21 protein-coding genes and 1 pseudogene are annotated in these 22,003 nt (G+C 70.7%); 10 read left to right on the forward strand and 12 right to left on the reverse strand.

Annotated elements, in window-relative coordinates:
• Window positions 1-10: 10 nt before the first annotated feature.
• The 11 genes from KS423_RS03135 to KS423_RS03185 all read right to left on the reverse strand — a co-directional run bounded on the left by KS423_RS03135 (window position 11) and on the right by KS423_RS03185 (window position 12,183).
• Window positions 11-1,207, reverse strand: coding sequence for a cytochrome P450 (locus KS423_RS03135; RefSeq protein WP_224274553.1), 1,197 nt, complete (start codon window positions 1,205-1,207; stop codon window positions 11-13).
• Entirely contained in the window at window positions 1,204-3,189 is a 1,986-nt protein-coding gene (locus tag KS423_RS03140; protein WP_224274591.1) for a condensation domain-containing protein, read from the reverse strand. The genes KS423_RS03135 and KS423_RS03140 overlap by 4 nt, the downstream gene beginning before the upstream one ends.
• Window positions 3,186-3,836 (reverse strand): 4'-phosphopantetheinyl transferase superfamily protein, encoded by a 651-nt coding sequence (locus KS423_RS03145; RefSeq protein WP_224274555.1) that lies wholly within the window; start codon window positions 3,834-3,836, stop codon window positions 3,186-3,188. Before KS423_RS03145 ends, KS423_RS03140 begins: the two co-directional genes overlap by 4 nt.
• 101 nt (window positions 3,837-3,937) lie before the next feature.
• Complete coding sequence (locus KS423_RS03150) at window positions 3,938-5,350, reverse strand: MATE family efflux transporter (protein ID WP_224274557.1); 1,413 nt, start codon at window positions 5,348-5,350, stop codon at window positions 3,938-3,940.
• Window positions 5,343-6,503 carry an acyl-CoA dehydrogenase family protein gene (locus tag KS423_RS03155; RefSeq protein WP_224274559.1) on the reverse strand — a complete coding sequence of 387 codons (1,161 nt, stop codon included), beginning with the start codon at window positions 6,501-6,503 and terminating at the stop codon, window positions 5,343-5,345. The genes KS423_RS03150 and KS423_RS03155 overlap by 8 nt, the downstream gene beginning before the upstream one ends.
• Window positions 6,500-7,240, reverse strand: a complete 741-nt coding sequence (locus KS423_RS03160; protein WP_224274561.1) for a hypothetical protein — start codon at window positions 7,238-7,240, stop codon at window positions 6,500-6,502. The genes KS423_RS03155 and KS423_RS03160 overlap by 4 nt, the downstream gene beginning before the upstream one ends.
• Window positions 7,237-8,211, reverse strand: coding sequence for a hypothetical protein (locus tag KS423_RS03165; protein ID WP_224274562.1), 975 nt, complete (start codon window positions 8,209-8,211; stop codon window positions 7,237-7,239). The genes KS423_RS03160 and KS423_RS03165 overlap by 4 nt, the downstream gene beginning before the upstream one ends.
• A complete protein-coding gene (locus KS423_RS03170; protein ID WP_224274564.1) occupies window positions 8,208-8,489 on the reverse strand; it encodes an acyl carrier protein in 282 nt (93 codons plus the stop codon). The genes KS423_RS03165 and KS423_RS03170 overlap by 4 nt, the downstream gene beginning before the upstream one ends.
• A 49-nt stretch (window positions 8,490-8,538) precedes the next feature.
• On the reverse strand, window positions 8,539-9,831 hold the full coding sequence (lysA, locus tag KS423_RS03175) for a diaminopimelate decarboxylase (protein ID WP_224274565.1): 1,293 nt from the start codon (window positions 9,829-9,831) through the stop codon (window positions 8,539-8,541).
• Complete coding sequence (locus KS423_RS03180) at window positions 9,821-11,233, reverse strand: ATP-grasp domain-containing protein (RefSeq protein WP_224274567.1); 1,413 nt, start codon at window positions 11,231-11,233, stop codon at window positions 9,821-9,823. Before KS423_RS03180 ends, lysA begins: the two co-directional genes overlap by 11 nt.
• A gap of 14 nt (window positions 11,234-11,247) precedes the next feature.
• The gene (locus tag KS423_RS03185; RefSeq protein WP_224274568.1) at window positions 11,248-12,183 is read right to left on the reverse strand and encodes a 3-oxoacyl-[acyl-carrier-protein] synthase III C-terminal domain-containing protein; all 936 of its coding nucleotides are present in this window, start codon (window positions 12,181-12,183) and stop codon (window positions 11,248-11,250) included.
• A 482-nt stretch (window positions 12,184-12,665) separates the two neighbouring features.
• Here KS423_RS03185 and fabG point away from each other — a divergent pair, with 482 nt between their 5' ends.
• The 10 genes and pseudogenes from fabG (at window position 12,666) to KS423_RS03235 (ending at window position 20,193) form a co-directional block, all read left to right on the forward strand.
• On the forward strand, window positions 12,666-13,412 hold the full coding sequence (gene fabG / locus KS423_RS03190; protein ID WP_224274593.1) for a 3-oxoacyl-ACP reductase FabG: 747 nt from the start codon (window positions 12,666-12,668) through the stop codon (window positions 13,410-13,412).
• Between the two features lie 396 nt (window positions 13,413-13,808).
• The gene (locus KS423_RS03195; RefSeq protein ID WP_224274570.1) at window positions 13,809-14,480 is read left to right on the forward strand and encodes an HAD family phosphatase; all 672 of its coding nucleotides are present in this window, start codon (window positions 13,809-13,811) and stop codon (window positions 14,478-14,480) included.
• 282 nt (window positions 14,481-14,762) lie between these two features.
• A complete protein-coding gene (locus tag KS423_RS03200) occupies window positions 14,763-15,767 on the forward strand; it encodes a radical SAM protein (protein ID WP_224274572.1) in 1,005 nt (334 codons plus the stop codon).
• Window positions 15,764-15,946, forward strand: a complete 183-nt coding sequence (locus KS423_RS03205) for a hypothetical protein (RefSeq protein WP_224274573.1) — start codon at window positions 15,764-15,766, stop codon at window positions 15,944-15,946. Before KS423_RS03200 ends, KS423_RS03205 begins: the two co-directional genes overlap by 4 nt.
• Window positions 15,947-16,019: 73 nt before the next feature.
• Window positions 16,020-17,249, forward strand: a complete 1,230-nt coding sequence (locus tag KS423_RS03210; protein ID WP_224274575.1) for a class I adenylate-forming enzyme family protein — start codon at window positions 16,020-16,022, stop codon at window positions 17,247-17,249.
• A gap of 1 nt (window position 17,250) precedes the next feature.
• Window positions 17,251-17,604 (forward strand): acyl carrier protein, encoded by a 354-nt coding sequence (locus KS423_RS03215; protein WP_224274577.1) that lies wholly within the window; start codon window positions 17,251-17,253, stop codon window positions 17,602-17,604.
• Between the two features lie 98 nt (window positions 17,605-17,702).
• Window positions 17,703-17,822: pseudogene (locus KS423_RS03220) on the forward strand (IS5/IS1182 family transposase); the annotation flags it as partial.
• A gap of 48 nt (window positions 17,823-17,870) precedes the next feature.
• Window positions 17,871-18,623 (forward strand): DUF72 domain-containing protein, encoded by a 753-nt coding sequence (locus KS423_RS03225; RefSeq protein WP_224274579.1) that lies wholly within the window; start codon window positions 17,871-17,873, stop codon window positions 18,621-18,623.
• Between the two features lie 10 nt (window positions 18,624-18,633).
• Window positions 18,634-18,918, forward strand: a complete 285-nt coding sequence (locus tag KS423_RS03230) for an acylphosphatase (RefSeq protein ID WP_224274580.1) — start codon at window positions 18,634-18,636, stop codon at window positions 18,916-18,918.
• 561 nt (window positions 18,919-19,479) lie between these two features.
• Complete coding sequence (locus KS423_RS03235; RefSeq protein WP_224274582.1) at window positions 19,480-20,193, forward strand: TNT domain-containing protein; 714 nt, start codon at window positions 19,480-19,482, stop codon at window positions 20,191-20,193.
• Between the two features lie 577 nt (window positions 20,194-20,770).
• On the opposite strand, the gene KS423_RS03240 is transcribed toward KS423_RS03235, so the two are convergent.
• Window positions 20,771-22,003 (reverse strand): DUF4118 domain-containing protein (locus tag KS423_RS03240; RefSeq protein ID WP_224274584.1); only part of this gene is annotated, 1,233 nt, incomplete at its 5' end.

Raw genomic sequence — 22,003 nt, forward strand, 5'->3', positions numbered from 1 at the left:
CGGCCCGCTGTCACCACGACACCGGGAGCGAGGTGATGCCGGAGACGAGCCCCTGGCGCAGCGGCACCTGCTCGACCGGGACGGTGAGTCGCAGGGACGGGAGACGCGTGAACAGTCGCCGGAGGGCGACTTCCAGGTCCAAGCGGGCCAGGTTGTGGCCGATGCACTGGTGGACGCCGAACCCGAAGGTCAGATGGCTGCGCGCGGGCCGCAGCAGGTCGAGTTCGTGGGGGCGGTCGAACACGGCGGGGTCACGGTTGGCCGCCGGGTTGAGGAGCAGCACTCCGTCGCCGGCCCGGATGAGGCCCGCCGTCGTGGGGATGTCGGCTGTCGCCAGCCGCACCAGCCCTCCGGTCAGGGAGACGAAGCGCAGCAGCTCCTCGATCGCACCGGGCCATGGCACCTGCCCGCTGCGCAGTCCGGCGAGTTGTGCGGGGTGGGCCAGGAGGGCCAGCACGCCGACGGCGATCGTGTGGACCGTCACGTCCTGGCCCGCGACGACCAGAACGGTCAGGTACCTCGCCGCGTCCTCGGCGGCCAGTGTGCCCTCCGCGATCCGGGCGTGCAGGTGGCCGAGCAGGTCCGTGTCGGGGCGCACAGGCCCGGATCCGTCGTTCAACAGGGCGGTGAAGTGGTCCATGAGGGCCGGAATCGGATCGAAATGTCGGGACAGCAGGTCCTTCAGGACGGACTCGTCCCGGCCTCTGACGCCCAGCAGGAGGCTGATGCCCGTCGTGACCAGCGGTCTGACGTAGGCCGCGACGAGGTCGGTGGCCGGGCCCTGCTCCGCGACCATCTCGTTGAGGTGGGCGTCGGCCGCCCCCTCCAGTGCCGGCCGGAGGGCACGGACCCGTTTGAGGGTGAATCCGGCCAGCAGGGCTCGCCGTTGTTCGGCGTGCAGCGGGGGGTCGGTACTGAGCAGGGGCTGCATGGCGCGCCGGCGTTCGGGTGGCACCGAAGTGAGGACCCTGGTCAGCCGTGGGAAGTCCGGGTGGCTTCGGTCGACGGAGAGCCGGGCGTCGGACAACAGGTCGCGCACCAGGCCATGACCGGTGACTGCCCACACGGTCCGGCCGTCGAAGAGCCGGACTTCGGTCAACGGGCCCCGGTCGCGCAGTTCCTCGTAGGCGCGCGGCGGGTGGTAGGGGCATTCCCGCCGCAGCGGAAGCGCCGGCGGTGTCGCTGGGGTCCGGCCGGCTCCGGTCATTTCCTCTCCCGTAGCTTCTCCGCCACCGCTTCCAGCGGAAGCGGTCCGAAGAGATCGGCCGGGATGATCCCGGTGAATCCTCGCTCGGCCAGCCAGGCGATGACCCGCGGTGTTCGGATCACCTGGCCGCCCAGTGGCACGTACGGACTCGCCATGTCGGGGACCAGCCCCGGGCAGCACGCCGAGAGTGCCTCGGCCAGAGCCTGCTCGGCCGCTGTCCGCGGCAGCCTCCCGTCCGGGGCGCCGTCTCCCGTCCCGGTCGGCTCGAGCGCGGCCCAGGACCCTGTCGTGGCGTCGTCCGGTGCGGACGCGCACACCACGAACCGGTGCGGTAGTACCAGGTTGGGACGTTCGGCCAGCATGGCTGCCAGAGCGGCACGGAGCTCGGCCGGGGAAGCCTTGCTGCTCACGTACGCCGTGAGCCCGACGCCGTCATCGACCGGTTCGGGGAACACGGCGGCTGCTGTGACCCCTGGCAACGCGGAGAGTCCGCGGGTCACTTCGGACGTGTCGATCCAGGAGTGGTCGAGATACGTCCAACCGGTCCCGTGGCGCCCGCGGGGGATGCCGAGGTCGTCAGCCAGCCGACCGATCGGCGTCTCCAGCGTCTCGCTGTGGTCCGCCCAGGTGCAGATCACGGTGGCGATGCCGTGCAGGGCGCGAGTGATCCGGTCGGTGTCGGTGACCGAGACGTGGCCGTGCATGGCGAGTGCGACGCCGTCGTCATCGGCCTGGACTGCCAGGTAGAGGTCGGCGCTGTTGTCCTGCCAGTCGATCGAAGCCGGACGGATCTCGATGTCCGGTGCTCCGTCTGCTCCGTCGTCGTCCCGGTTGCCGTCGCGGTCGGCCGGGTCGGTCCGCGCGGTGTCCTTCGCTCCACGCTCCGAGAAGTAGTTGTAGGTGACGCCGATGCGCAGGTTCATGCCCCGTTCGAAGCCGATGCGCGTCTGCTCCGCCAAGACGTCGAGGTGGGAATAGCGTGAGTGGCGTTGGGCTCGCATGGCCGAGCGGAACACGGTGCTGAGGAAGTCCTGCGCGCTCTGGTCGGGATCCGCGTCGAGGATGACCAGGGCGGGCTGGAAGAAGCAGCCCACCGCGGACTTGAGCAGCGGTTCGGACCTGTTCGAGGTGTCCATCGAGATGGCGCACCGCTCGTTCCCCGACATGGCGGACAGGGCGATGCCGAACGCCGCCAGATAGACCGTGCTCGGGGTCACCCGCCGCTGGGCCGCCACGCGTTCTGCGGCGGTGGCCAGTCGGCGGGAGGTCAGCACCATGCGCCGGTACGGGCTCGGCGGCGTGTGCCCGCCGAAGTGACCGACCGGTGCCGGCCTGAACCCGGGGAACATGCTCTGGGGCATCGACCGTAACGCCCACTGCCAGTACTGACGGACCCGCTCCCTGCGGTCCGCCCGATCGGGCCCCTGGTCCAGCACGGCTTGTTCCCGGGGCTGGCGGGCGGCGGGCGGTGGCGGCCCGGCGGCTGGGCCCGAGGCGAGCAGTGCCTCGAACTCGGTGCCCAGCACCGGCCAGCTGAACCCGTCGACTGCGGCGTGGAGCACCGTGAGGACGACCCAGGTCCCACCGCCGGCCGACCTGACCAGGGCCGCGCGCAGCGGACGGTCGCGAGCGGGGTCGAAGGGCGGCGCGGCCAGGCGCTCCTGCAGCGCGGGGAGGTCGGCGGCCTCGCCGGTCGCCCGGAAGGCGAAGCCCGTCGGGGTCGGCGGGCGGATGACCTGAACCGGTCGGCCCTCGTCGTCGACCAGGTAGTTGGTCCGCAGTGCCTCATGGCGGCGGACGAGCTCGTCGAGGGCCGCCAGTACCGAGTCATCGTCGTCCGGCACACCTCGGGGCACCCTCCAGACGCGGGAGATCTTGATGGAGTCCGGGGTGGTGCCGTATGCGGGTGTGTCGAAGTACTTGAACCAGTAGTACTCCTGGCCCCACAACATGGGCGCGGTCACGGTGTTCTCTGCGTTCACTGCTGCTCCCATCGTCTGAGGATGAATCGAGCGGGTTCGGGTCCGGCCAGGGCGAGCGCCGCCTGGTACCCCACCGGGGCCGGGACGTCACGGATCGTCCAGACTCCTCCTGGCGCGCACCAGGACGGATCGTGGGTCACCAGGCCGTCCCCGGCCGCGAGCGATCCGGCTGCCGGGATGCGCAGGCCCGGGCCGAGCATCCGGCCGCCGGCCGCCTTGGTGCAGGCTTCCTTCCTCGTCCACAGCCGGAGGAAGATCCCGGCCCGGTCAGCGGGGTCGGCGGAGTTCACGAGTCTGCCCTCGGCTTCGGGGAAGTACCGGGCGGCGAGCGCTCCGAAGTCGCGCCCGTCAGCCGGCCGTTCGACGTCCACGCCGACGTCGCGGGCCCACGTCACCGCGAGCAGGCCGAGCCTTCCGGAGTGGGACAGGCTGAACCGCAGGGGGCTGTGGGCGATCTCCGGCTTTCCTCCGGCACCGGTCCGCAGTTCGACGAGGTGCGGCGGTACGGCCAGGTACCGGCCGAGGACGTCGCGCAGCGCGACACGCACGGTCTGGTACCGGGCCCGGACCGCGGGATCTCCCATCCGTGCCGTGCGGCGCTGCTCCGCTCCACTCAGGTACCGGTGCGGCTCGTCAGTGCGGAGCACGACGGGCACGTCGATGCGCCAGAGGTGGGCGACACCTTTCCCCGGCGATGACGGACCCGGCTGCGGGTACGTCGGCCGGGAGGCCGTCGGGTCGTTGCTCGTCACGGTGTGCCGGCTCCGTCGTCCTTCGAAGCGAGCGTCCTCATGAAGGAGGCCGCGATGAGCAGGACGACGACGCCTTGGAGGTTCGACGCGGCTACGGCCCAGTACAGCCCGTCCGGGCTGTCGAATGCCCGGCTCGCCCAGTAACCGGCAATGATGTTGACGCCGAAGTAGCCGATGTTGAGCAGCAGCGCGCGTTGCCCGCCCCCGACGTGTTCCATCAGTGTCAGTGCCATGAGCACCGGGCCTTGGAGAACGTAGGTCAGCGCCACGATGGCGAGATAGCGGGCGGCCTGCTCGGCGACCACCGGATCGTCGGTCATCACCTGGGCGATGAGGTCCCGGCCCGCCCAAGCCACCAGAGCGATCACGGCGTACACCCCGAACGCGATCCTGACTGCGCCCGCGTACGTGGGGCCGAGGGACGTGTAGGTGCCCGCACCCCGCTGCTGGTTCAGGACGATGGCCGCGGCGGAGCCCAGGACGAGGCCCGGCATGATGACCAGGCTCTGCACGGAGGACGCCGTGGCGAACCCCGAAACGGTTGCGGACCCGAACGGGCTCAGCACCCGGATCATGGCAAGGCTGTAGAGCGAGATCACACCGATGGTCAAGGCCACCGGGACACCCACGCTCTTGATGAGCCCGATGACCTCGGGCTGCCACGGCGACCGCTGTCCGGCGCTGCTGAGTCCGGTGCGGCGCAGCATCCACAGGCCGGCGAGCGTTCCCGCCACGGCGGTGACCGCGGCGGCCACCGGAAGGCTGTCCATGCCCATCCCGGCGCCCAGGCCGAGCGCGCCCACCAGGCCGAGCTCCAGAGCGGCGCCGCTCAGGGACACCACGAGTGCCTGCCGGACGAACCCGAACGCCCTCAGGGCGGACGCGCACACGGCGGGCCCGAAGCCCAGCAGGCTGACGAGGGACATCCAGCACAGGAACCGGATGAAGTCGGGCCTGGCGGAGGCGCTGACGTCGAAGAACGCTGCCAGGAGCGGGGAGCAGGCGGTGACCAGCACCGTCAGGCCGGTGCCCAGGGCGACCCAGACCTTCATCATGCTCACCGCGATGGGGAACGCCTTCTCCGGGGCGTTGCGGCCCTTGCTGATGGAGCAGGCGACCTGGGCGGTCACGGCGAGGGCGGAGTTGAGAGCACCGAAGAGCATGCCGAGGGGAACGAACAGCGAGCGCACGTACAGGGCGTCGCCGCCCATCCGGCCCACCATGGCCACCAGCGCGAGCATCTGGAGGTACCCGACGATCTCCCCCGCGGTCATCGGCAGGGCCAGGCGGCGGATCCGCGTCGACGCGCCGGGGACCCGTTCGGATACCGCCCTTGAGCTGCTCAGCGTGTCTGTGTGGCCCGCGGTCGCCGGGGCCTGTGGGCCGGCCTCCTCGGCGGGGTCAGTCATTGATGTGCCTTCCCTTGGCGATCCTGTTGAAGATGCTGAGGCGCTGGATGTTCCCCGTGCCTTCCATGAACTCGATCCCGCGCGCATCTCGGGCGAGCTTCTCCAGGACGGGATGTCGGACACGTGCTGCGGGCCCGAAGAAATCCAGCGCCCCGAGGGTCACGTCCTCCGCAAGCCTGGCCGCCCGGAGTTTGGCGATGTTGGCCAGCTCGCCGGCACCCGGGTCGGCGTCCACGGCCGCCGCCGCGCGTCGAGTCAGGCGCCGCACCGATTCGATCCGGCGTGCAACGGCCTCGACCCGTGACTGCTCCTCGGCGGAGAAGCGGCGACGGTTGGCCAGGGTGTACTCGTGTGCGGCCCTCGCGAGCCCGACTCCCATGCTCGCGACCACGGGGCGCAGCCGGTTGAAGGTCCGCAGCCAGCCCGCCATGCCGCGTCGGCTGGCCGGAAGGTGCCTGCCCAGGAGGCGTTCGGGTGCGACCTCCACCGAGTCCAGGGTGATGGCGCCGAGTTGGGCCGCACGCAGCCCGAGGGTCTCGATCGGCTCCGCGGTGAAGCCGGGGGCATCCGTGTCCACGAGGACGGCGCTCACGCCCAGGGGGCCCTTGCCGGTGCGGGCGAAGACCGCGCCGAGTCGGGCCCGGGCGGCGTTGCCGACGTAGCGTTTGGCGCCGGTGAGGCGCCAGGGTTCCTCCGGTGAGATCCGGGTGATCGTGGTGGACATGGCGGCCGCGTCGGAGCCGTGCGCGGGTTCGGTCAGGGCGAAGAACGTCCAGGTCGGTTCGGCCAGTACCTGTCCGTAGAACCATTCCTTCTGCCCGGGGTCGCCGAGCTCGTCGACGAGTACGGAGGCCATCGGCGCTCCGGGGGAAGAGAGCATGAGGCCGAGATCGCCCCACGCGCCTTCCTCCAGGAACACGACCTTCTCCAGGGTGCTCGTCAGGTAGTAGACGTGTCCGGAGATCCGCAGCGGATCCGGGTTGTATTCGGGTGGAACCTGCAGTGTCGCCAGCCGTCCCAACGCCGGGAGGTGGGCCAGCTCTACCGCGCGGTCCGGGTCCCGGTCCGCTGCCAGTGAGTGTGGCCGCAGTTCGGCACACCATTCCCGGGCCAGTCCCTGGAGCTTCCTGAGACGGTCGTCGAGTTCGGTCACGATGCTGTCCTCGCATCGGTCGGCGGGAGGGGTGCGAGGGCATAGACGTCGGCGAGCAGCTCGGAGACGTGGGCGGTGGCGCCGGGGCCGTCGGCCAGGAAACCGGACGCTCCCAGCAGCCGGAGCAGTCCGCGATCGGTGTCCGTGAGCTGACGGTGCAGGTCGCCGTGGGTGGCAGCGTCGGGTCGGCCCCCTGGGGCGAGCAGGGTCTCCACGGCGACCTGGTCGGCGACCGCGTCGGCCAGCGCTCCCTTGACCAACTGCCGGCGCAGCAGGGGCTCACCTGCGACCGTGCGGCCGCCCAGGTAGCCGAAGCAGGCGTCGTAGAGCCGCAGGGACAGGCCGAGACGCAGCCGGAGCAGCGCGACGGCGAAGGATGGAGCGTCGCAGGCGGAAGCGGTGCTCGCAGTGGTGCCCGGACCGGACTCGGTCTCGACCAGGAAGAGGGCGCCGTCCGCCGGTGGGACGGGGAACACTGGACGGACGGACAGCGGCTGTTCGAGGGTGCGGCCCGAGGGCCAGGTCCGCTGCGCGGCTTCGAGCTCAGCTGCCGGTGCCACGCCATGGCCGGTCGGACCGGTGATCAGGACGCGTTCCCCGGCGGCTCTTTGAAGTGCGCCGACCGCCGGGAAGGCGCCGCCATGGCGGGCGACGTCGCCGAGGTGGCGGTGGAACCGCGGATCCTCCAGCCGGTGGGGCGGGGACGACGGGTCGCCAGGTGCGACGAAGGCGGTCATGCCCCGCCGCCCCGCCGCCCCGGGTGGGGCGCGTCCCGTTGATCGGGGCCGGCCCCGTCCGTGTTCACAGCCGCCCCGATGTCCCCGCCGGGCGCCTGGTCCACGTCCACTCGGCACAGGCCCAGGTAGCCGAGCAGCGTGTCGTACTCGGCCAGCAGCACGGTGCCGCCTGTGCGGCGCAGCCGCGGCAGTTCCTCGGCGAACCGCGACCAGAGGCCCACGCACGGCAGCCCCGGGGGCACAGGTACCGGTTCCACGTCGACCGACGGGTCACGGAGGGTTCCGGTGAGCCCGGGCCCCGCCAACAGCACGGGACGGGATCCGGTGTCCGCTTCGGCCTCCTTCAGCCAGGCAGCCGTCAGGGTGGGCACGGCTTCGGGGAGCACCCCTGGCAGCTGGGTCGCGTCGAGTGAGGCGATGCCGCCCTCCACGTCGAGCACGAGTGCAGCGATCGCCTCACGGTGCGGGAGGTACTCCTCGGGCAGCCGCCCCGCGCTGAGGCCGGTGACGGCCTGGTCCGCGAGTATCACCAGCGAGCACGAGGGATCGTCGACGACGACGCCGTCGACGGCCAGCCGCAGTGCCGCGAACGGCGCGGTGGGCCCCTGGTCGGAGATCGCGAACCCGAGCCCGGAGCCCGGAAGTACCCGGGCGAGGCGGCTCATCGACCAGCCGAGTTCGGCATCCGGTGTGGCGCAGGCCAGCAGTGCCAGGTCGAAGGGCCGGTCGTGGGTGGTGAGCCGGGGCAGGATCCGGGCGAGCATGTCCCGGAGCGGGGTGAACTGCCCTACGACGCGGTCGATGTCCGCGGGGAGGCCGTGGGCTTGCAGGAGATCGGAGATGAAGGCCCGTTCGGTGTCGTTGTACGGCCTGGTCGGGCCGGAATCGTCCAGGTACAGCCGGGCCAGCCGCAGCCCTGGATTGCGACGGGCTCCGGGGGCCGCCTCGGGCGGGACGGAGGTGTAGATCACTCGGGCTGCTCCAGCAGTCCGACCGCGTGCGAGGCGAGCGCGCTCACGGTCTCGAAGTCTTCGGGCTCCAGGACATCCGGATCGAACTCGACTCCCAGTTCGTCCTCCAGGGCCATCAGCAGTTCGAGGATGCTGGTGGAGTCGAAGGCCAGGTCGTCGAAGAGCCGCGTCCGTGGCGCGATCGACGCCGGCTCGCGGTTGAGTACGGTGGCAAGGACCTTGATCACCGCATCTGTCACCCGTGCAGTGGCGAGGGTGTCGTGGGGGTCGGTGCTCATCCTGTTCGTCTCCTCCTGGTCGTGCGTCGGGTCCGGTCGGTCTGCGGTGTCAGCGGTCCGGGTTCGCTCCGCCGTCGATGAGTTCGTGCATGTACTGTCGTGCGAGCAGGTCCTGAGGACGGTCCCGCTCGCGGACGAGGCCGGCCCGGCCCTCGTGCACCAGCACTTCGGCGGGATGGCCGTGGCTGAGGAAGAGGACGGGGGACGCGCTCGGACCGTACGCTCCCGACCGCAGGACGCCGATCAGGTCACCGGGGGCCAGGCCGGGCAGCGGAGCGCCCTTCCCCAGTGTGTCGTTGGGCGTGCAGAGCGGCCCGGCGATGGTCCAGGCCTCGTCCGGCTCCGCCTCGATCCGGGAGAGCAGCCGGATGGGGAAGTTCCGCTTGACGAAGGAGCCGCTTCCCGACGCGGCCACGTGGTGGTGCGTACCGCCGTCAGTGATCGCGAACCTGACGCCTCGGGACTCCTTGGTGTGGAGTACCCGGGTCAGGTAGACCCCCGCCGGTGCGGTGAGGTACCGGCCCAGTTCCATCGCGATGCGGGTGCCCGGGTGGGCGGTCGCGAACCTCCGGACGAGCGGGTTGAGCAGCCCGGCCAGAACCTCGGGATCGAGGTCCCGCTCGCCGTCGAAGTACGCGACACCCAAGCCGCCCCCGATGTCGACGAGTTCGAGCGGGAAGTCGAGCGCTGCGGAGACCCGCTCGGCGAGGTCGAGGATGCGTTCGGTGTGCTCGGCCACCACCCGCTCCTCCAGCACCCGCGTCCCCATGTAGACGTGGACCCCGATGATCCGTACCGAGGGATGCGAGGCGGCGAGGCGAGGGGTCGCGAGAAGGATCTCCTCGTCGATTCCGAACTGCCGGCTGGTGCCGCCCATGACCAGCTTGGAGCCCTTGACCGCGAAGCTGGGATTGACGCGCAGCGCGACCCGCGCCACCACGTTGCGCTCGGTCGCGAGCCGGTCGATCAGGTCCAGTTCGGAGAGGGACTCACAGACGATCGCCTCGATGCCCTCGTCCAGACAGGCCGCCAGTTCCTCGGCGCTCTTTCCGGGGCCGGGGAAGACGATGTCGTGCGGGGCGACACCCGCGCGTCGGGCGGTGATCAGTTCGGCCAGCGAGGAGACCTCGGCCCGTGCGCCGAGGGAACGCAGCAGTGCGCACACCGCGATGTTCGGATTGGCCTTGAGCGAGTAGAAGATCTCCACGTCCGGGTCGAGGATGTCCCGTAGACCGCGGTACTGGCGGGAGATCACCTCGGAGTCGTACACGTAGAGCGGAGTGCCGAACTCCTCGGCCAGCTCGGTCACAGGTACGTCCTGGATGCGGAACTCAGCGTTCATCTCGATTCCCCTTCGAAAACGCGGTGATCCGGGCGGCGAGCTCCGCGGTGAGTTCCCTGAGTCGATCGGCTCCGTTCGCGACGGTGATTCCGTAGAGCCGGCCGTCGAAGCTCGTTCGCCCTGTCCGGTCTCCCCTGTCCGAATCCCGCAGGCGGTGCTGCGCCGCGTTGACCGTCGCGTAGTTGGTGACAATGAGCCCTTCGCTGCCACCCGGTTCCAGGACCAGGCCCTTGAGGAGCTCCCGGCACGTGGAGTAGGGAAGGAACTCGCGGAGCGTCACCGGGTAGTGGCCCGCCTGCGCGACCCCGCCTGCGGGGACGAAGCGCTCGATGACTCCCTGCTGGTAGGTGGACATGTTGTTGCGGGCGTTGATCTCGACCACCGGGTAGATCCCGTCGTCCGGGGCCACCATCGCGTCGACTCCGACGACCCCGAAGTAGCCGTCATCGTGGAGGCGTTCGCCGATCCGCTGCGAGACCTCACGGAGTTCACCGGTCCTGGCCTCGTCGAGGCGGGCTGGAACGCGGTGGCCCTGGTGGACTCCGTCCTCCGTGACGGCCTCCCGGACGAAGTCGAACCGCACGGCGCCGTCACGCCCCAGGGTGAACTGGTAGTTCAGGTCCGCCTTCTTGGCCACCCATTCCTCCAGGACCACGTCGAGCCGGTCGTCCCCGGAACGCTCGGCCCTACGTGCGATCATGCGGCATGCCCGGGTGAGCGTCGCGGGGTCGTGGGCGATCAACAGGCCCTTGCCCGACACCCCGTAGGAGTCCTTGAGCACGAGGGGCCGCCATTCCCCCTCCTGGGCCCGGACGGTCGCTCGCAGCAGTTCGTCAACGGTCGAGCAGACCCGGCCCCGTGGCCGACGCAGACCGAGGTCCTCGGTGAGCCGGCGGCTGTAGGCCTTCCCGTTCACGGCTTTGCAGATCCGGGCGCTCGGCCCCGCCAGCCGAAGTCCGGTCCGTTCGGCCACCGCCTCCTCCCGCTCGGAGATCCCGTGGGGCCACAGCGCTGCCGTACCGGCCAGTCCGCTCAGCACCCGGAGAAGTCCGGGGTCTGCCAGGACGTCCTCGGTGACGGTGTGGTGGGGATCCTGGGCGCTGGGGCACAGCACCCTGGGCAGGTCGAACCCGAGCTCCGCCAGGTGGCTCAGATGGTCCGGGTCCGGCTGGGACTTGAGGACGACGTGATCAGCGCCGCAGCCCAGCAGCAGGGCGAACTGGTCCATGCGGTTGACGATCTCCGTCGTGGCGCCGACCGCGATCCGCGGGAGGCCGGGCTCGCCCTTCGCCCACGCGTTCTCCACTTCGAAGTTCCCCAGCAGCACGAGCGGCGCGCGCGGGGACCCGGCCAGTACGGTGCGGATCCTGCCGGCCCAGGTGGGGGAACCGTCTTCCGCCATCGTCGGATCCGTCCTCAATGTTCCACGACCATCGCCGAGAACGTGGCGCCGAGCCCGACGGAGGTCAGCACGTACCGCCGACCGCGTCGGAGCCGCCCCTCATTGCGCGCGGTCAGGTAGTTGATGAAGGGGTCGGCCCCGAAGCAGTGACCGATCAGCGGCAGGTTCCGCAGGAACAGCCGTTCCGAGCCGCGTAGCCCCAGCCTGCGCAGGACCGGTAACCACGACATCCGGTTGACGTTGTGGGGGAGGATGAGGTCGATGTCGTCGATCTGGGACCCCGCCCGCTGCACGGCCGAGGCGATGACGTCCGCGAGGACCTGTGGATACACGTCCTGGAACCTGGCCCTCTGTTCGTCGGTCATGGCCGCGCCGTCCTCGAAATCGCCCTGTGTCGCCGTGGCATAGCTCAAGACGCGATCGTGTCGGCCACCGAGGCCGACCAGGATCGCCGCAGTGCATTCCCCCATGACCCCCGTCTCGGGGATCACCCTGGTCTCCACGCCGATCGCCTTCTCACCGGTGACGACGAGAGCCAGGGCCTCGGGGTCGCCGGCCCCTGCCAACAGGCGCCCGGCGAGTTCGACGGCGAGCAGGCCGGAGGCACACGCGTGCTGTGTCACGCAGAACGCCTGTGCGTGCTCCAGTCCGAGCGCCGCTCGGACCTGATGGACCGTACTGGAGGGATAGGGCGCTCCGACCGGGAGGGTACGGGCCTGCAGGATGTACCGGATATGCCGCCTTCGATCGTCCAGATGCGACAGATTGCGCGCCGCGGAGACCAGCTGATCAGCTGGAGAAATGCCGTCGGCGACCCGGATCTCGGAGAATCCGAAGTATCGCTCGTAGAGTCGGGCCCGGGATTCACCGATACCGCATCTACGAAGGTAATCACCGACCGAATCGCATTGCGTCGGCCAGAAATCGGCCAGGTCCTGAAATGACGTCAACTCACTCCTCCGCGAAGGACTTTGCGCCACCGCCCGTATGGACACCGAGCGATCATCCGACCCGGCGTCCGAATGAGTCAAGAGCCCCGGATCTACTAAACTGGTTTAGTGCTAGCATGCGATTCGCGTACACGCAAGGCCCGGAAGTCATCGCCTTGCCACCCCGACGGAGCCCGGTCGTGACGGTATTCGGCCCCTGACCTCGGCTGATACCGGGCAGAACCTCCCCGAATTGTGGGCATCGGCAGGCCAAATTCAAAAGATCGGGGTTACTAAACGAGTTTAGTAATAGGATCGGCAGGGCACCGGGTTCGAGACGCGGCCGCCGTACCCGGAGAAGCGCTCCGCGTCACGTGGCCGTCACCTGCACGGGAACCACCGGGCCGCTGTGGCGCGCCCCAGTCTCTCCGCTTTCACCAGGTCCGCTCATGCGATGACTCCGTCTGAAGATCGGTGGTACGACCTTGCGCAACAGAGTGGCCATGGTGACCGGGGCTGCCGGTGCGATCGGGACCGTGACCGCGCTCCGCCTGGCACGCGACGGGGCCGCGGTCGCCCTCGTCGACCGGGACGAGAAGGGCATCCGGCAACTCGCCCGGATCATCGCCGACGAAGGCGGGCAGGCGCTTGCCGCCGGCTGTGACGTGACGGACCCGACCCAGGTCTCGGCCACGGTCCGTACCGCGGCAGGGGAGTTCGGAGGTGTCCACATCCTCGTCAACGCCGCCGGCATCACTCGGGACCGACCGCTCTTCGCCATGTCAACCGACGACTGGGACAGCGTGCTGGCAGTGAACCTGCGCGGTGCCTTCCTGTGCTCGCGCGCCGTGCACAAGTACATGGCGAAGGCCTGCTGGGGACGCATCCTCCACGTGTCCAGCATCTCCGCGCAGGGCAACCACGGGCAGGGGAACTACGCCGCGTCCAAGGCGGGCCTGGAGGGCATGACACGTGCCCATGCCATCGAGCTGGGCCCGTTCGGCATCACCGTGAACGCCGTCGCCCCCGGCTTCATCGCCACCCCGCTGACCGCTGCCGGCTCCAGCGGCCATGACCTCGCCGCCCTCCACACGGCGGTCGCCGCAGCGACGCCCGTGCGGCGCGTGGGAGTTCCGGAGGACGTGGCCGCGACCCTCGCGTTCCTCGCGCACGACGACGCCTCGTTCATCACCGGCCAGACGATCCACGTGGACGGCGGGCTGCCCCCCGGGGCCCGTCCGACGCTCTGAGTCTCCTGCCGACCCCCGCTGCCGCGTTGTCGCGCCACCCGTCACACCCGATCGAGAAGAACCAGGAGAACTGCCCTCATGCATCGGTACACACGCCTCCACGCTTCACGACGTCCGGGCGGACCGGCGATCTGCGAGTACGCCGGCGGATCGCTGCGCCCTACCACTCGGGCCCGGCCGGCGAACACGGTCGCGGCGGCTGCGAGGAGCATCACCCGCTTCCGCAACCGTGACCTTCCGGTGGCACTCCCCCTCGACACCAGCGCCGCGGGCATCGCCGGAGGGAGAGGCCGGCAGCGTGACCCGGGCGGACGCCACGTCCATGCGCCGCCGCCCAGCCGTCCCGCCCGCCCGACTCCCGGAGTTCGCCGAGCGTCGCCCACGCCTGGAGTGCCCATGGACACAGCCGGCCTGCCGACCCGTCTGGTCTTCACCGACGTGGACGAGACCCTGATCAACTGCAGAAGCATGTTCGACTTCCTCGACTACTACATGACCGGACGCCACGGCGCGGCCGGCACCTCCAGAGCCCGGCAGCTGCGCGAGTCCCTGCTGGTACAGGCGTCTCAGGGGATACCTCGGGAGGAGACCAACCGGGCGTACTTCCGGGCCTGGGCCGGCGAGCGGGCCGAGGACGTGGCGCGATGGGGTGAGCGCTGGTTCGCAGAGCGCTCGGCGGACGGCTCCTTCTATCTGGCATCCACCCGCAAGGCCCTGGTACGGCATCAGGCGGGCGGAGCTGCCATCGTGCTGGTCTCCGGGTCGTTTCCGGCGCTGCTGGACCCGATCGCGCGGGATGTCCGGGCCGACCACGTGCTGTGCACCCGGCCCGAGGAGTTCGACGGCGAGCTGACCGGGGGGCTCCTGGGCGACCCCTTGGTCGGCTCCGGCAAGGCGGAGGCCGTGCGCTCGACGATAGCCGGCTATCCACACCTCGATCCTGCGGACTGCTACGGGTACGGGGACCACATCTCCGATCTGCCGATGCTGAGCGCGGTCGGGCACCCAGTCGTCGTAGGACGGAATCCCGAACTGCTGGCCCAGCTGCCCACCGGGCGACAGCTGTGAGCACAGGGACCCGGCACCCTCACCGTGCCGCTCCCCGGTGGGGGGACACCCGCCGTCGGGGAGCTGCTCGGCATCGAGCAGGCCGACCCGGCCGGCACCCGGGTCGGCTGGATCCCGGCCGCGTGGTGGCGACGGTCGGTGGAAGCGAGGAGACAGTCGACTTCTGACCGTCCCTGACGGGCGCCGTCACTACCCATGCCGAGTCGGGTGCGGACACCGGCCGTCCGGCGCACTGGTTGTCGACATGGAAACACCCGAAATCGACGAGTGAGGAGGCACGTTTTGCTGACCCGTGAAGAGATGCACGGACTACTGGTGGCACGCGGCCGAGAACAGGATGAGCTGTTCGCGGAGAGCCGCCGTGTCCGGAACGAGCGTTTCGGGGCGACGGTCGTTCTACGCGGTGTCATCGAGCTGACCAATGTGTGCCGCGTGAACTGCGACTACTGCCCGATGCGCCGTGACAACGTCCGTGAGAACGACACGTTCTTCCTGACGGCCGACCAGATCGTCTCGACCGCGGAGCTCATCCGGGACAACGGGATCGACGTCGTCCTGCTGCAAGGCGGCGAAACGCCAGCGGTGCTGCCGGTCCTGGAGAGCGCGATCCCTCGGATCCGCCGGCTGTACGACGACCGGGTCGAAGTGCTCCTGAACGTCGGCAATCTCAAGCGCGGCCAGTACGAACGGCTGCACGCGCTCGGCGCGACCAGCTACATCCTCAAGCACGAGACCAGCGATCGAGACCTGCACCTGAGAATCCGTCACGAAACCCTGGACAGTCGCCTGCGGCATCTGCGGGACCTCCAGGACGTCGGCTTCAAGATCGGCACCGGCCTCATCTCCAGTCTGCCGGGACAGAGCCTGGACAGCATCATCGACGACATCGAGCTGGCGGGTGAGATCGGCGCGGACATGTGCAGCGTGAGCCCGTTCATTCCGGCTCCGAACACACCGATGAGCCTTGAGCCCATCGGCGACAACGAGTTGGCGCTCAACGTCATCGCCCTGCTCCGTCTGAACTACCCGCACCTGCTGATCCCCTCGGTCAGCGCGCTGGAGCGGGTGGGTGGCGGTGGGCAGTCGCGCGGGCTCGACGCGGGCGCGAACGTCATGACTGTCAACTTCTCCGGTGCCGGCGACCGGAAACGCTATTTGATCTACGGCAAGGACCGGTTCGTCGTGACACTCGACCATGTGCGGAGTCTGGTGGAGTCCTCCGGACTCGAACTACGGGGCTCTGTGTTCATCGAACAGAAGGCGATGAACGAGGGAGACACCCGGTGACCGCGCCCGTGTCCGATGCGCCTGTCGTCGCCGGCCGGCTCGGCTCCCACCCGGGGGTCGTGGCGTGCATGTGGATCGGCATGGTGGGATCGTTCCCGACGGCCCTTCCCGTCATCGGTGTGGACCGGTTGATCCAGGAGACGACCTCGTCGACGCCGGCTCCCCTGCAGAATGTCTGAGGCTCGCCGACAGCTGGCCGAAACGGTCCTGGCCAGTGGGGGAAGGCTCGACGGGTCCGGGGCAGAGGCCACCGTGGCCCGCATCGACCGGTGTGCGCGGTGGTACCAGCGCGCCGGGGTGGGCGACGGCGACCTGGTTCTGCTCACCGGCCTCGCGCAGGACAGCATGCTGGCCGTCGTGGTCGCCTGTTGGAGCATCGGGGCAGCCGTCCGGGTCACCCCCCGCGCACGGGAGGCGGTACGGGCCGACGGCGCGACATTCGTCGCGACCGCGGAACGGGCCGTGGAGCCCACGGCGACCCGACAGCGCGAACCGGCCGGACCGGTGCCCGAGGCCCTCGCGCTGGTGCACGAGACCTCCGGCTCCACCGGTGAACCGAAGCTCGCCCGCCGCAGCGTCGACAGCCTCCTGGCGGAGCACGCCGGCTACCGCGAGGGGCTTCGACTGGACGCCGCAGACACGGTACGCATTCCGGTACCGGTGGCGCACTCGTTCGGCTCCGGGGTCGCCTTCAGCGCGCTGCTGTCGGGTTGCCGGCTCGATGTCCGTCCGTTCTCCACACCTGCCGGCGTCGCTGCGGACCTGGACCGCGGGCCGGCCACCAAGCTGGCCGTGACCCCCGCCCTGCTGAGCCTGCTCACCCGGACCGCACGACGCGGCGACAACCGTCCCCAGGCGATTCTGGCCGGCGCGGGGCTGGTCCCGGACAGTCTGGACACGGAGTGCGTGACCCGGTTCGGAGTCCCGGTCACCCGGGGTTACGGATCGAGCGAGACCGGGGGGATCCTCATCGGTCCGCGCGGCCTCGGCCGGCCGATCCCCTCCGTCGACATCGTCCGGCCCGAGGTCGGTGGGCGGGGCGAGCTGGTGATTCGCACCCGGACTCCCGTGCTCGGCCACGCCCACGAGCCCGTCCGAACATCACTGCGGTGGGAGACCGGTGACATCGTCGAGCGTGACGCCTCCGGCCAGGTCCGGTTCGTCGAACGCAAGCCCGGGGCCCTGCGGGCCAATGGGACGTTCCTCGACACCGGCCCCGTCCAGGCTGCGCTGAACGCGGTCGAGGGCGTGGACGAGGTGGCCTTCGTGGTGCTCCCGCGGGCCGGCCGTGCCGAGTTCGAGGACGTCTTCGCCGTGGTGGCCGGGTCCCGGATCGACCGGGATTCGGTCGAGCGGGCGCTGCGCTCCGCCACCACGGACGGCTTCGCGCCACGTCTTCGGATCTTCGACAAGCTGCCGCGGACCGGCCTGGGGAAGCTCGATCGGACGGCACTCACGGAACGGATCAAGAACGATGGATGACATGGCGATGCGGCCGGCCGGTACCCACGGGCAGGAGGACGATCGGCCGCTCCCGGTGGCGGCCGAGGACTGGGTAGGCGTGGTGATCGGCGCGGTCCTGACAGCGGCTGGGAACGCTGGGGCGGATGAGGCCTCTCTGGAGTCGCTCCGGGCCCGGCTCGGTGCCCGCAGCGACGCGCTGGAGACCTCGTCCGCGGAACTCGGAATCGATTCGCTGACCTGGCTCGAAGTGATGACCGTGCTGGAGGAGAGGTACGACACCCTCCTCCCCGACGAGGTGGTCGCGAGCCGGGCCTCGCACACGGTGCTCGGCCTGGCGGACGCGCTCGCGGACTGCCTGCGCCGTCCGGGCTGAGACCGAGGCCGAGTGGACGACGCAGGACCTACCGATCGTTCCAGACGGGTTGAGCTGCGGGCCTTGCGCTCGGCGATCTTGGTCGGCAGGGTGTCCGGGTGCGTGCCGATCCTGTTCCGGACGACCTGTGGGAGCGGGTGGCTCCGTTGTTGCCACCCGCTCCCGACCGACGCCACTGCCATCCCGGGCAGCTGCGCGTTCCCGACAACGGCCGCTTGTGATCTCCATCGAGGGCCGGGTCCGGCAGATGGGTGTTTGCTGGAGATATGTCGGTGATCGTCGGTACCTCTGGTTGGCAGTACGACGACTGGCGCGGGGTGCTCTATCCGGAAGGGACACCCAAGCGACGCTGGCTGGAGGAGTACGCCGAGCGGTTCGCCACGGTGGAGAGCAATGCCGCCTTCTACCGTTTGCCCTCGCCGGACACCTTCGCCGACTGGCACGCCCGTACCCCAGAGGGTTTCGTGTTCGCGGTGAAGGCCAGCCGCTACCTCACCCACATCAAGCGCCTGCACGAGCCGGCCGAGCCGGTCCAGCGGTTGCTCGCGGCGGCACAGGGGCTCGGGGAGCGGTTCGGCCCGGTGCTGCTCCAGCTGCCGCCCACGCTGCACGCGGATGCCGAGCTGCTGGACGGCTGTCTGGCCGCCTTCCCCGCGGGCGTGCGGGTCGCCGTCGAGCCGCGGCACCCGTCGTGGTGGACGCCGGAGATCCGTGCGGTGCTGACCGGCCGGAACGCCGCACTGTGCTGGGCGGACCGGGAGTCACGCCCGGTCACCCCGCTGTGGCGGACCTGTGAATGGGGCTATCTGCGCTGCCACGCCGGGCGGGCCCGGCCCTGGCCCCGGTACGGGCGGCAGGCGCTGGCCGGCTGGGTGGGCCGAATCGCCGACAGCTGGGCGGACTCGGCCGAGGTCTACGTGTACTTCAACAACGACCTGGGCGGTGCGGCGGTGCTTGACGCGAGCGCGTTCGCGGCCGCTGCCGCGCGAGCGGGCCGTACCGTGACCCGGACACCGTAGGGAGTGGGCGATGATCCGCAGCCGAGTGATCGTCTCCGGCGAGGTGCAGGGGGTCTTCTACCGCGACACCTGCCGTCACGAAGCAACCGCGCAGGGCGTGCGGGGCTGGGTGCGGAACTTGCCGGACGGCACCGTCGAGGCCGTGTTCGAGGGGAGCTCGGCCACCGTCCAGCGGCTGGTCGAGTGGACCAGGCAGGGGCCGCCACTGGCCATCGTGGACCGGGTCCTCGTCTGGGAGGAACAGCCCGAGGGCCTGACGGGCTTCGAGATCCGGGCAACGCCCTGGCGCGGCTGAGACCCTCCGGCCGAGGTCGACGCTCCGGACCTTCGACGGAACGGCCGGTGCGCGATCCACGCGCTGTGGGGCTGGGCGGGGTCGGTGGACTCCTCGACGGAGCAGTCGTTCTCGGTGATGGTGACGGGCGGGAGGGCCGTACCGTACAAGTCCTTGAGATTGACGGGGAGTTGGCGCAGGGCGCCGGGGACGACGAGCCAGCCGAAGGCGGCGTGGGGGACGTCGGGGATGTCGACCAGGTCGAAAGGGAGGCCGGGTTCGGTGGGGGCGGCGACGCGGGTGGGGCTGTAGAAGTCGAGGCCGAGGCCGTCGAGGCCGGGGGCGTGGATGAGGTCCACGTCGCCCGGGCGGACGGCGCCGAAGCCACCGCTGCAGAGAGCGGGGCACCCGAGGCCTCGCGGCCCCGTCGACTGCTCCGTCCGGATGCCGTGCGCGCAGCCACTCCCCGGGTTGCCCGCCTACCCATCAGTACGAGTGTGCAATGACCGTGCCACGTACGCCCGCTGTCGCTGCGTCGTACGTCGCGCACCCCCTCCGTCCGTGCACTCCTGGAGCCCACCCATGCGTTCGCTCAGGCTCGTCGTCCTGCCGCTGGCCGCTGCCCTTCCGCTCACCGTGATGGCCTCGGCCGGCACCGCCGTCGCCGCGCCGGACCGGTCGGCGTCCCACCGCGCCCCTCAGCCGTCCGACTGTCCGGACCTCCTCCCTCCGGACGACCCGACCGTCTACTACTGCGGCCGGTCCGAGCTGGGCCCGGCCGAACTGCCGACAACCGGACCGGTGGCGGCGCTGCTGAACCACTACCAGCGCTTCGGGGGCCTGCAGCCGACCCAGTTCCTCGCCTGGTACCGCGACGGCACCCAGTGGAAGTACCCCGACAACCGAGGCTTCGCGGAGACCAACGGCACCCTCGACATGCACGAGCAGGCGATGGACGTGGGTCAGGCCCTGGACCGGTTCGGGGCCGAGACCGGCGGATTCCTGGCGACCGGCGGGACTCCCTACGCCAAGCGCGCCCTGCCGCCGGACTCGCTCAACGGCCCCGGGAACAGCTACCACTGCTACGAGGTGAGCCGCTCCTTCCGCGTGCAGGCGGGCCGGATCGCGGCCGGCTTCAACCAGCCCGGGTTCGGCTACCAGCAGTGGCTCGACCCCCAGTTCAAGCCGTCCGACTTCACGGACACCGAGCGCTACAACGTCGCCAACCTCCTCAAGCACGAGTACCTGAAGGTCGCCCCGCCCGAGCGCTGCGTCGGCACGGGCCACGGCTCCTGAACCACGGCCGCCTGGACGGGGCGCCACCATGACGCACGGAGACGGAGGTCGGCCTCGGGCCGGTCGGCCAGGTCCGGCGAGCGGCTCTTGATCGGTGGTTCGTGGTGAGGCGGACTCGACATCCGCAGGAGGACTGCTCGACCGAGGCAACCGGCCGCGGGCGCCGTCCGGCCCGGCCGAGGAACCACTCGCCCATCTCGCCGGCCCCACCCCGACCTCGCTCGGCGTCCCGACCGCGGTCGCAATGGCCGCCCAGCACGCCCGCCGTACCGGCGGACGGACGACGGGCCTCAGGGCCCGAAGGGTGCACCCGGTGCCGGTGGCACGCGGCACCGGGTGGGTCCACGAGGTCAGCTCTGCCCGGCCCTGCGGCCGCGGTTCGCCCCCTTCTTGTGCCGAGCCCTCTTCTTGCGGGCGCGCTCGGACATCGTGCCGCATGATCGTCGGGTCGGCCGCACCCTCCGCGAGGTGGCTGAAGTCGGCTGCCAGATCGACGAGTCGGTCCCGCCGAACACCCGCCTCGACCGACAACGCGGTCCTGGTGCCCCGGACCGTCGGCCGACCCGGCGCCACGCCCTCAGGCCACCGCACGGGCCAGGCTGATCACGTACGCGGTGCCGCCGCCGGGTGCCTCTTCGACGGCCAGTTCGCCGTTCATCGCCTCCACGAATCCCCGTACCACCGCCAGACCCGTGGGCTCCACGGCAACAGCCTCGCCGCCGTGGACGGTCACCCGGACGTCCACTCGCCCGGCCACCACGCCGGCGTCGACCGCCACCGCCGCCGTCCCCCCGGAGACCAGGACGTCCGCGAGTGCCCGCTCCAGCAACCCGGCATCCGCGAGCACCCGCGGCAGACCCGCCCCGAGGTCGATGCGGACGCCGACCAGCCCGTCGGCGGCGGCCCGTACCACCTCGGCCACCGCCGTCGGCCTCAGCACCACCGGCATCACGCCGGCCCGCAGCCGGCTCAGGTCCAGCAGGTTGGCGACCAACCGCTCCATCCGTTCCACCTCGGCGTCGATCCGCTCCTCGGCCGGGTCCGGCAGGCGCTCGGCCTCCCGACGCACCGCCGCCAGCGGCGCCCGCAGGTCCTTCCCCACGGCCTCCAGCAGCGCGGTGTGCATCGCGTCGGTGTGCGCGAGCACCTCCGCCGCCGAGGCCTGCGCGGCCAGCCGTTCCCGCTCCCGGGCCAGCTTCAGTTGCGTGACGTACGGCCCGAGCAGCCGAGTGTCCTCCTCGGTGAGCGGTGCGCCGCGCAGCACCAGCACCGCGCCGTCGCCCAGGTCGACGGAGAACGACGCCTCGTCGGGCCTCGACGGCACCTCCACCCCGGCCGAGGCCGCCGGTTGCCAGAGTGCCTCACCCGCACGCACCAGCACGGCGGCGCCGTCCAGGCCGAACACCTGCCGCAGCTCCGCCACCAGGTCGGACAGCACCCGCGGCCCCGACTCCACCGTCTCCCCCGCCAACCGGGTGAGGACCGCCGCCTCCGCCCGTGACCTGTCCGCCTGCTGCGAACGGCGCGTCAGACCGTCGATCAGATGGGAGATCACCCCGGCCACCGCGAGGAACACCAGCAGCGCCGCGAGGTCCGCGCCCCGTTCCACCGTCAGGCTGCGCCACGGCGTGGTGAAGAAGTAGTCCGCTGCCGGCGCCCCGGCCGCGGTGCTGCCCGCCGCCGGCAGCAGCCCTCCCAGCCGCGCGGTCCCCGCCACCACCAGCAGCAGGCACAGCAGCACGCCGGACAGGCCGAGCGAGTCGCGCGTCGGCGACAGCGCCCAGGTCAGCGCGACCGCCCCGGCCGGTCC

Source organism: Streptomyces sp. LS1784 (assembly GCF_020103755.1).
Classification (GTDB): Bacteria; Actinomycetota; Actinomycetes; order Streptomycetales; family Streptomycetaceae; genus Kitasatospora.

What these genes read in the sequence shown, in the direction of transcription:
- KS423_RS03135 (WP_224274553.1), bottom strand. Translation starts at nt 1,207, where the DNA reads ATGACCGGAGCCGGCCGGACCCCAGCGACACCGCCGGCGCTTCCGCTG.
- KS423_RS03150 (WP_224274557.1), bottom strand. Translation starts at nt 5,350, where the DNA reads ATGACTGACCCCGCCGAGGAGGCCGGCCCACAGGCCCCGGCGACCGCG.
- KS423_RS03160 (WP_224274561.1), bottom strand. Translation starts at nt 7,240, where the DNA reads ATGACCGCCTTCGTCGCACCTGGCGACCCGTCGTCCCCGCCCCACCGG.
- KS423_RS03170 (WP_224274564.1), bottom strand. Translation starts at nt 8,489, where the DNA reads ATGAGCACCGACCCCCACGACACCCTCGCCACTGCACGGGTGACAGAT.
- lysA (WP_224274565.1), bottom strand. Translation starts at nt 9,831, where the DNA reads ATGAACGCTGAGTTCCGCATCCAGGACGTACCTGTGACCGAGCTGGCC.
- KS423_RS03180 (WP_224274567.1), bottom strand. Translation starts at nt 11,233, where the DNA reads ATGGCGGAAGACGGTTCCCCCACCTGGGCCGGCAGGATCCGCACCGTA.
- fabG (WP_224274593.1), top strand. Translation starts at nt 12,666, where the DNA reads ATGGTGACCGGGGCTGCCGGTGCGATCGGGACCGTGACCGCGCTCCGC.
- KS423_RS03195 (WP_224274570.1), top strand. Translation starts at nt 13,809, where the DNA reads ATGGACACAGCCGGCCTGCCGACCCGTCTGGTCTTCACCGACGTGGAC.
- KS423_RS03215 (WP_224274577.1), top strand. Translation starts at nt 17,251, where the DNA reads ATGGCGATGCGGCCGGCCGGTACCCACGGGCAGGAGGACGATCGGCCG.
- KS423_RS03225 (WP_224274579.1), top strand. Translation starts at nt 17,871, where the DNA reads ATGTCGGTGATCGTCGGTACCTCTGGTTGGCAGTACGACGACTGGCGC.
- KS423_RS03230 (WP_224274580.1), top strand. Translation starts at nt 18,634, where the DNA reads ATGATCCGCAGCCGAGTGATCGTCTCCGGCGAGGTGCAGGGGGTCTTC.
- KS423_RS03235 (WP_224274582.1), top strand. Translation starts at nt 19,480, where the DNA reads ATGCGTTCGCTCAGGCTCGTCGTCCTGCCGCTGGCCGCTGCCCTTCCG.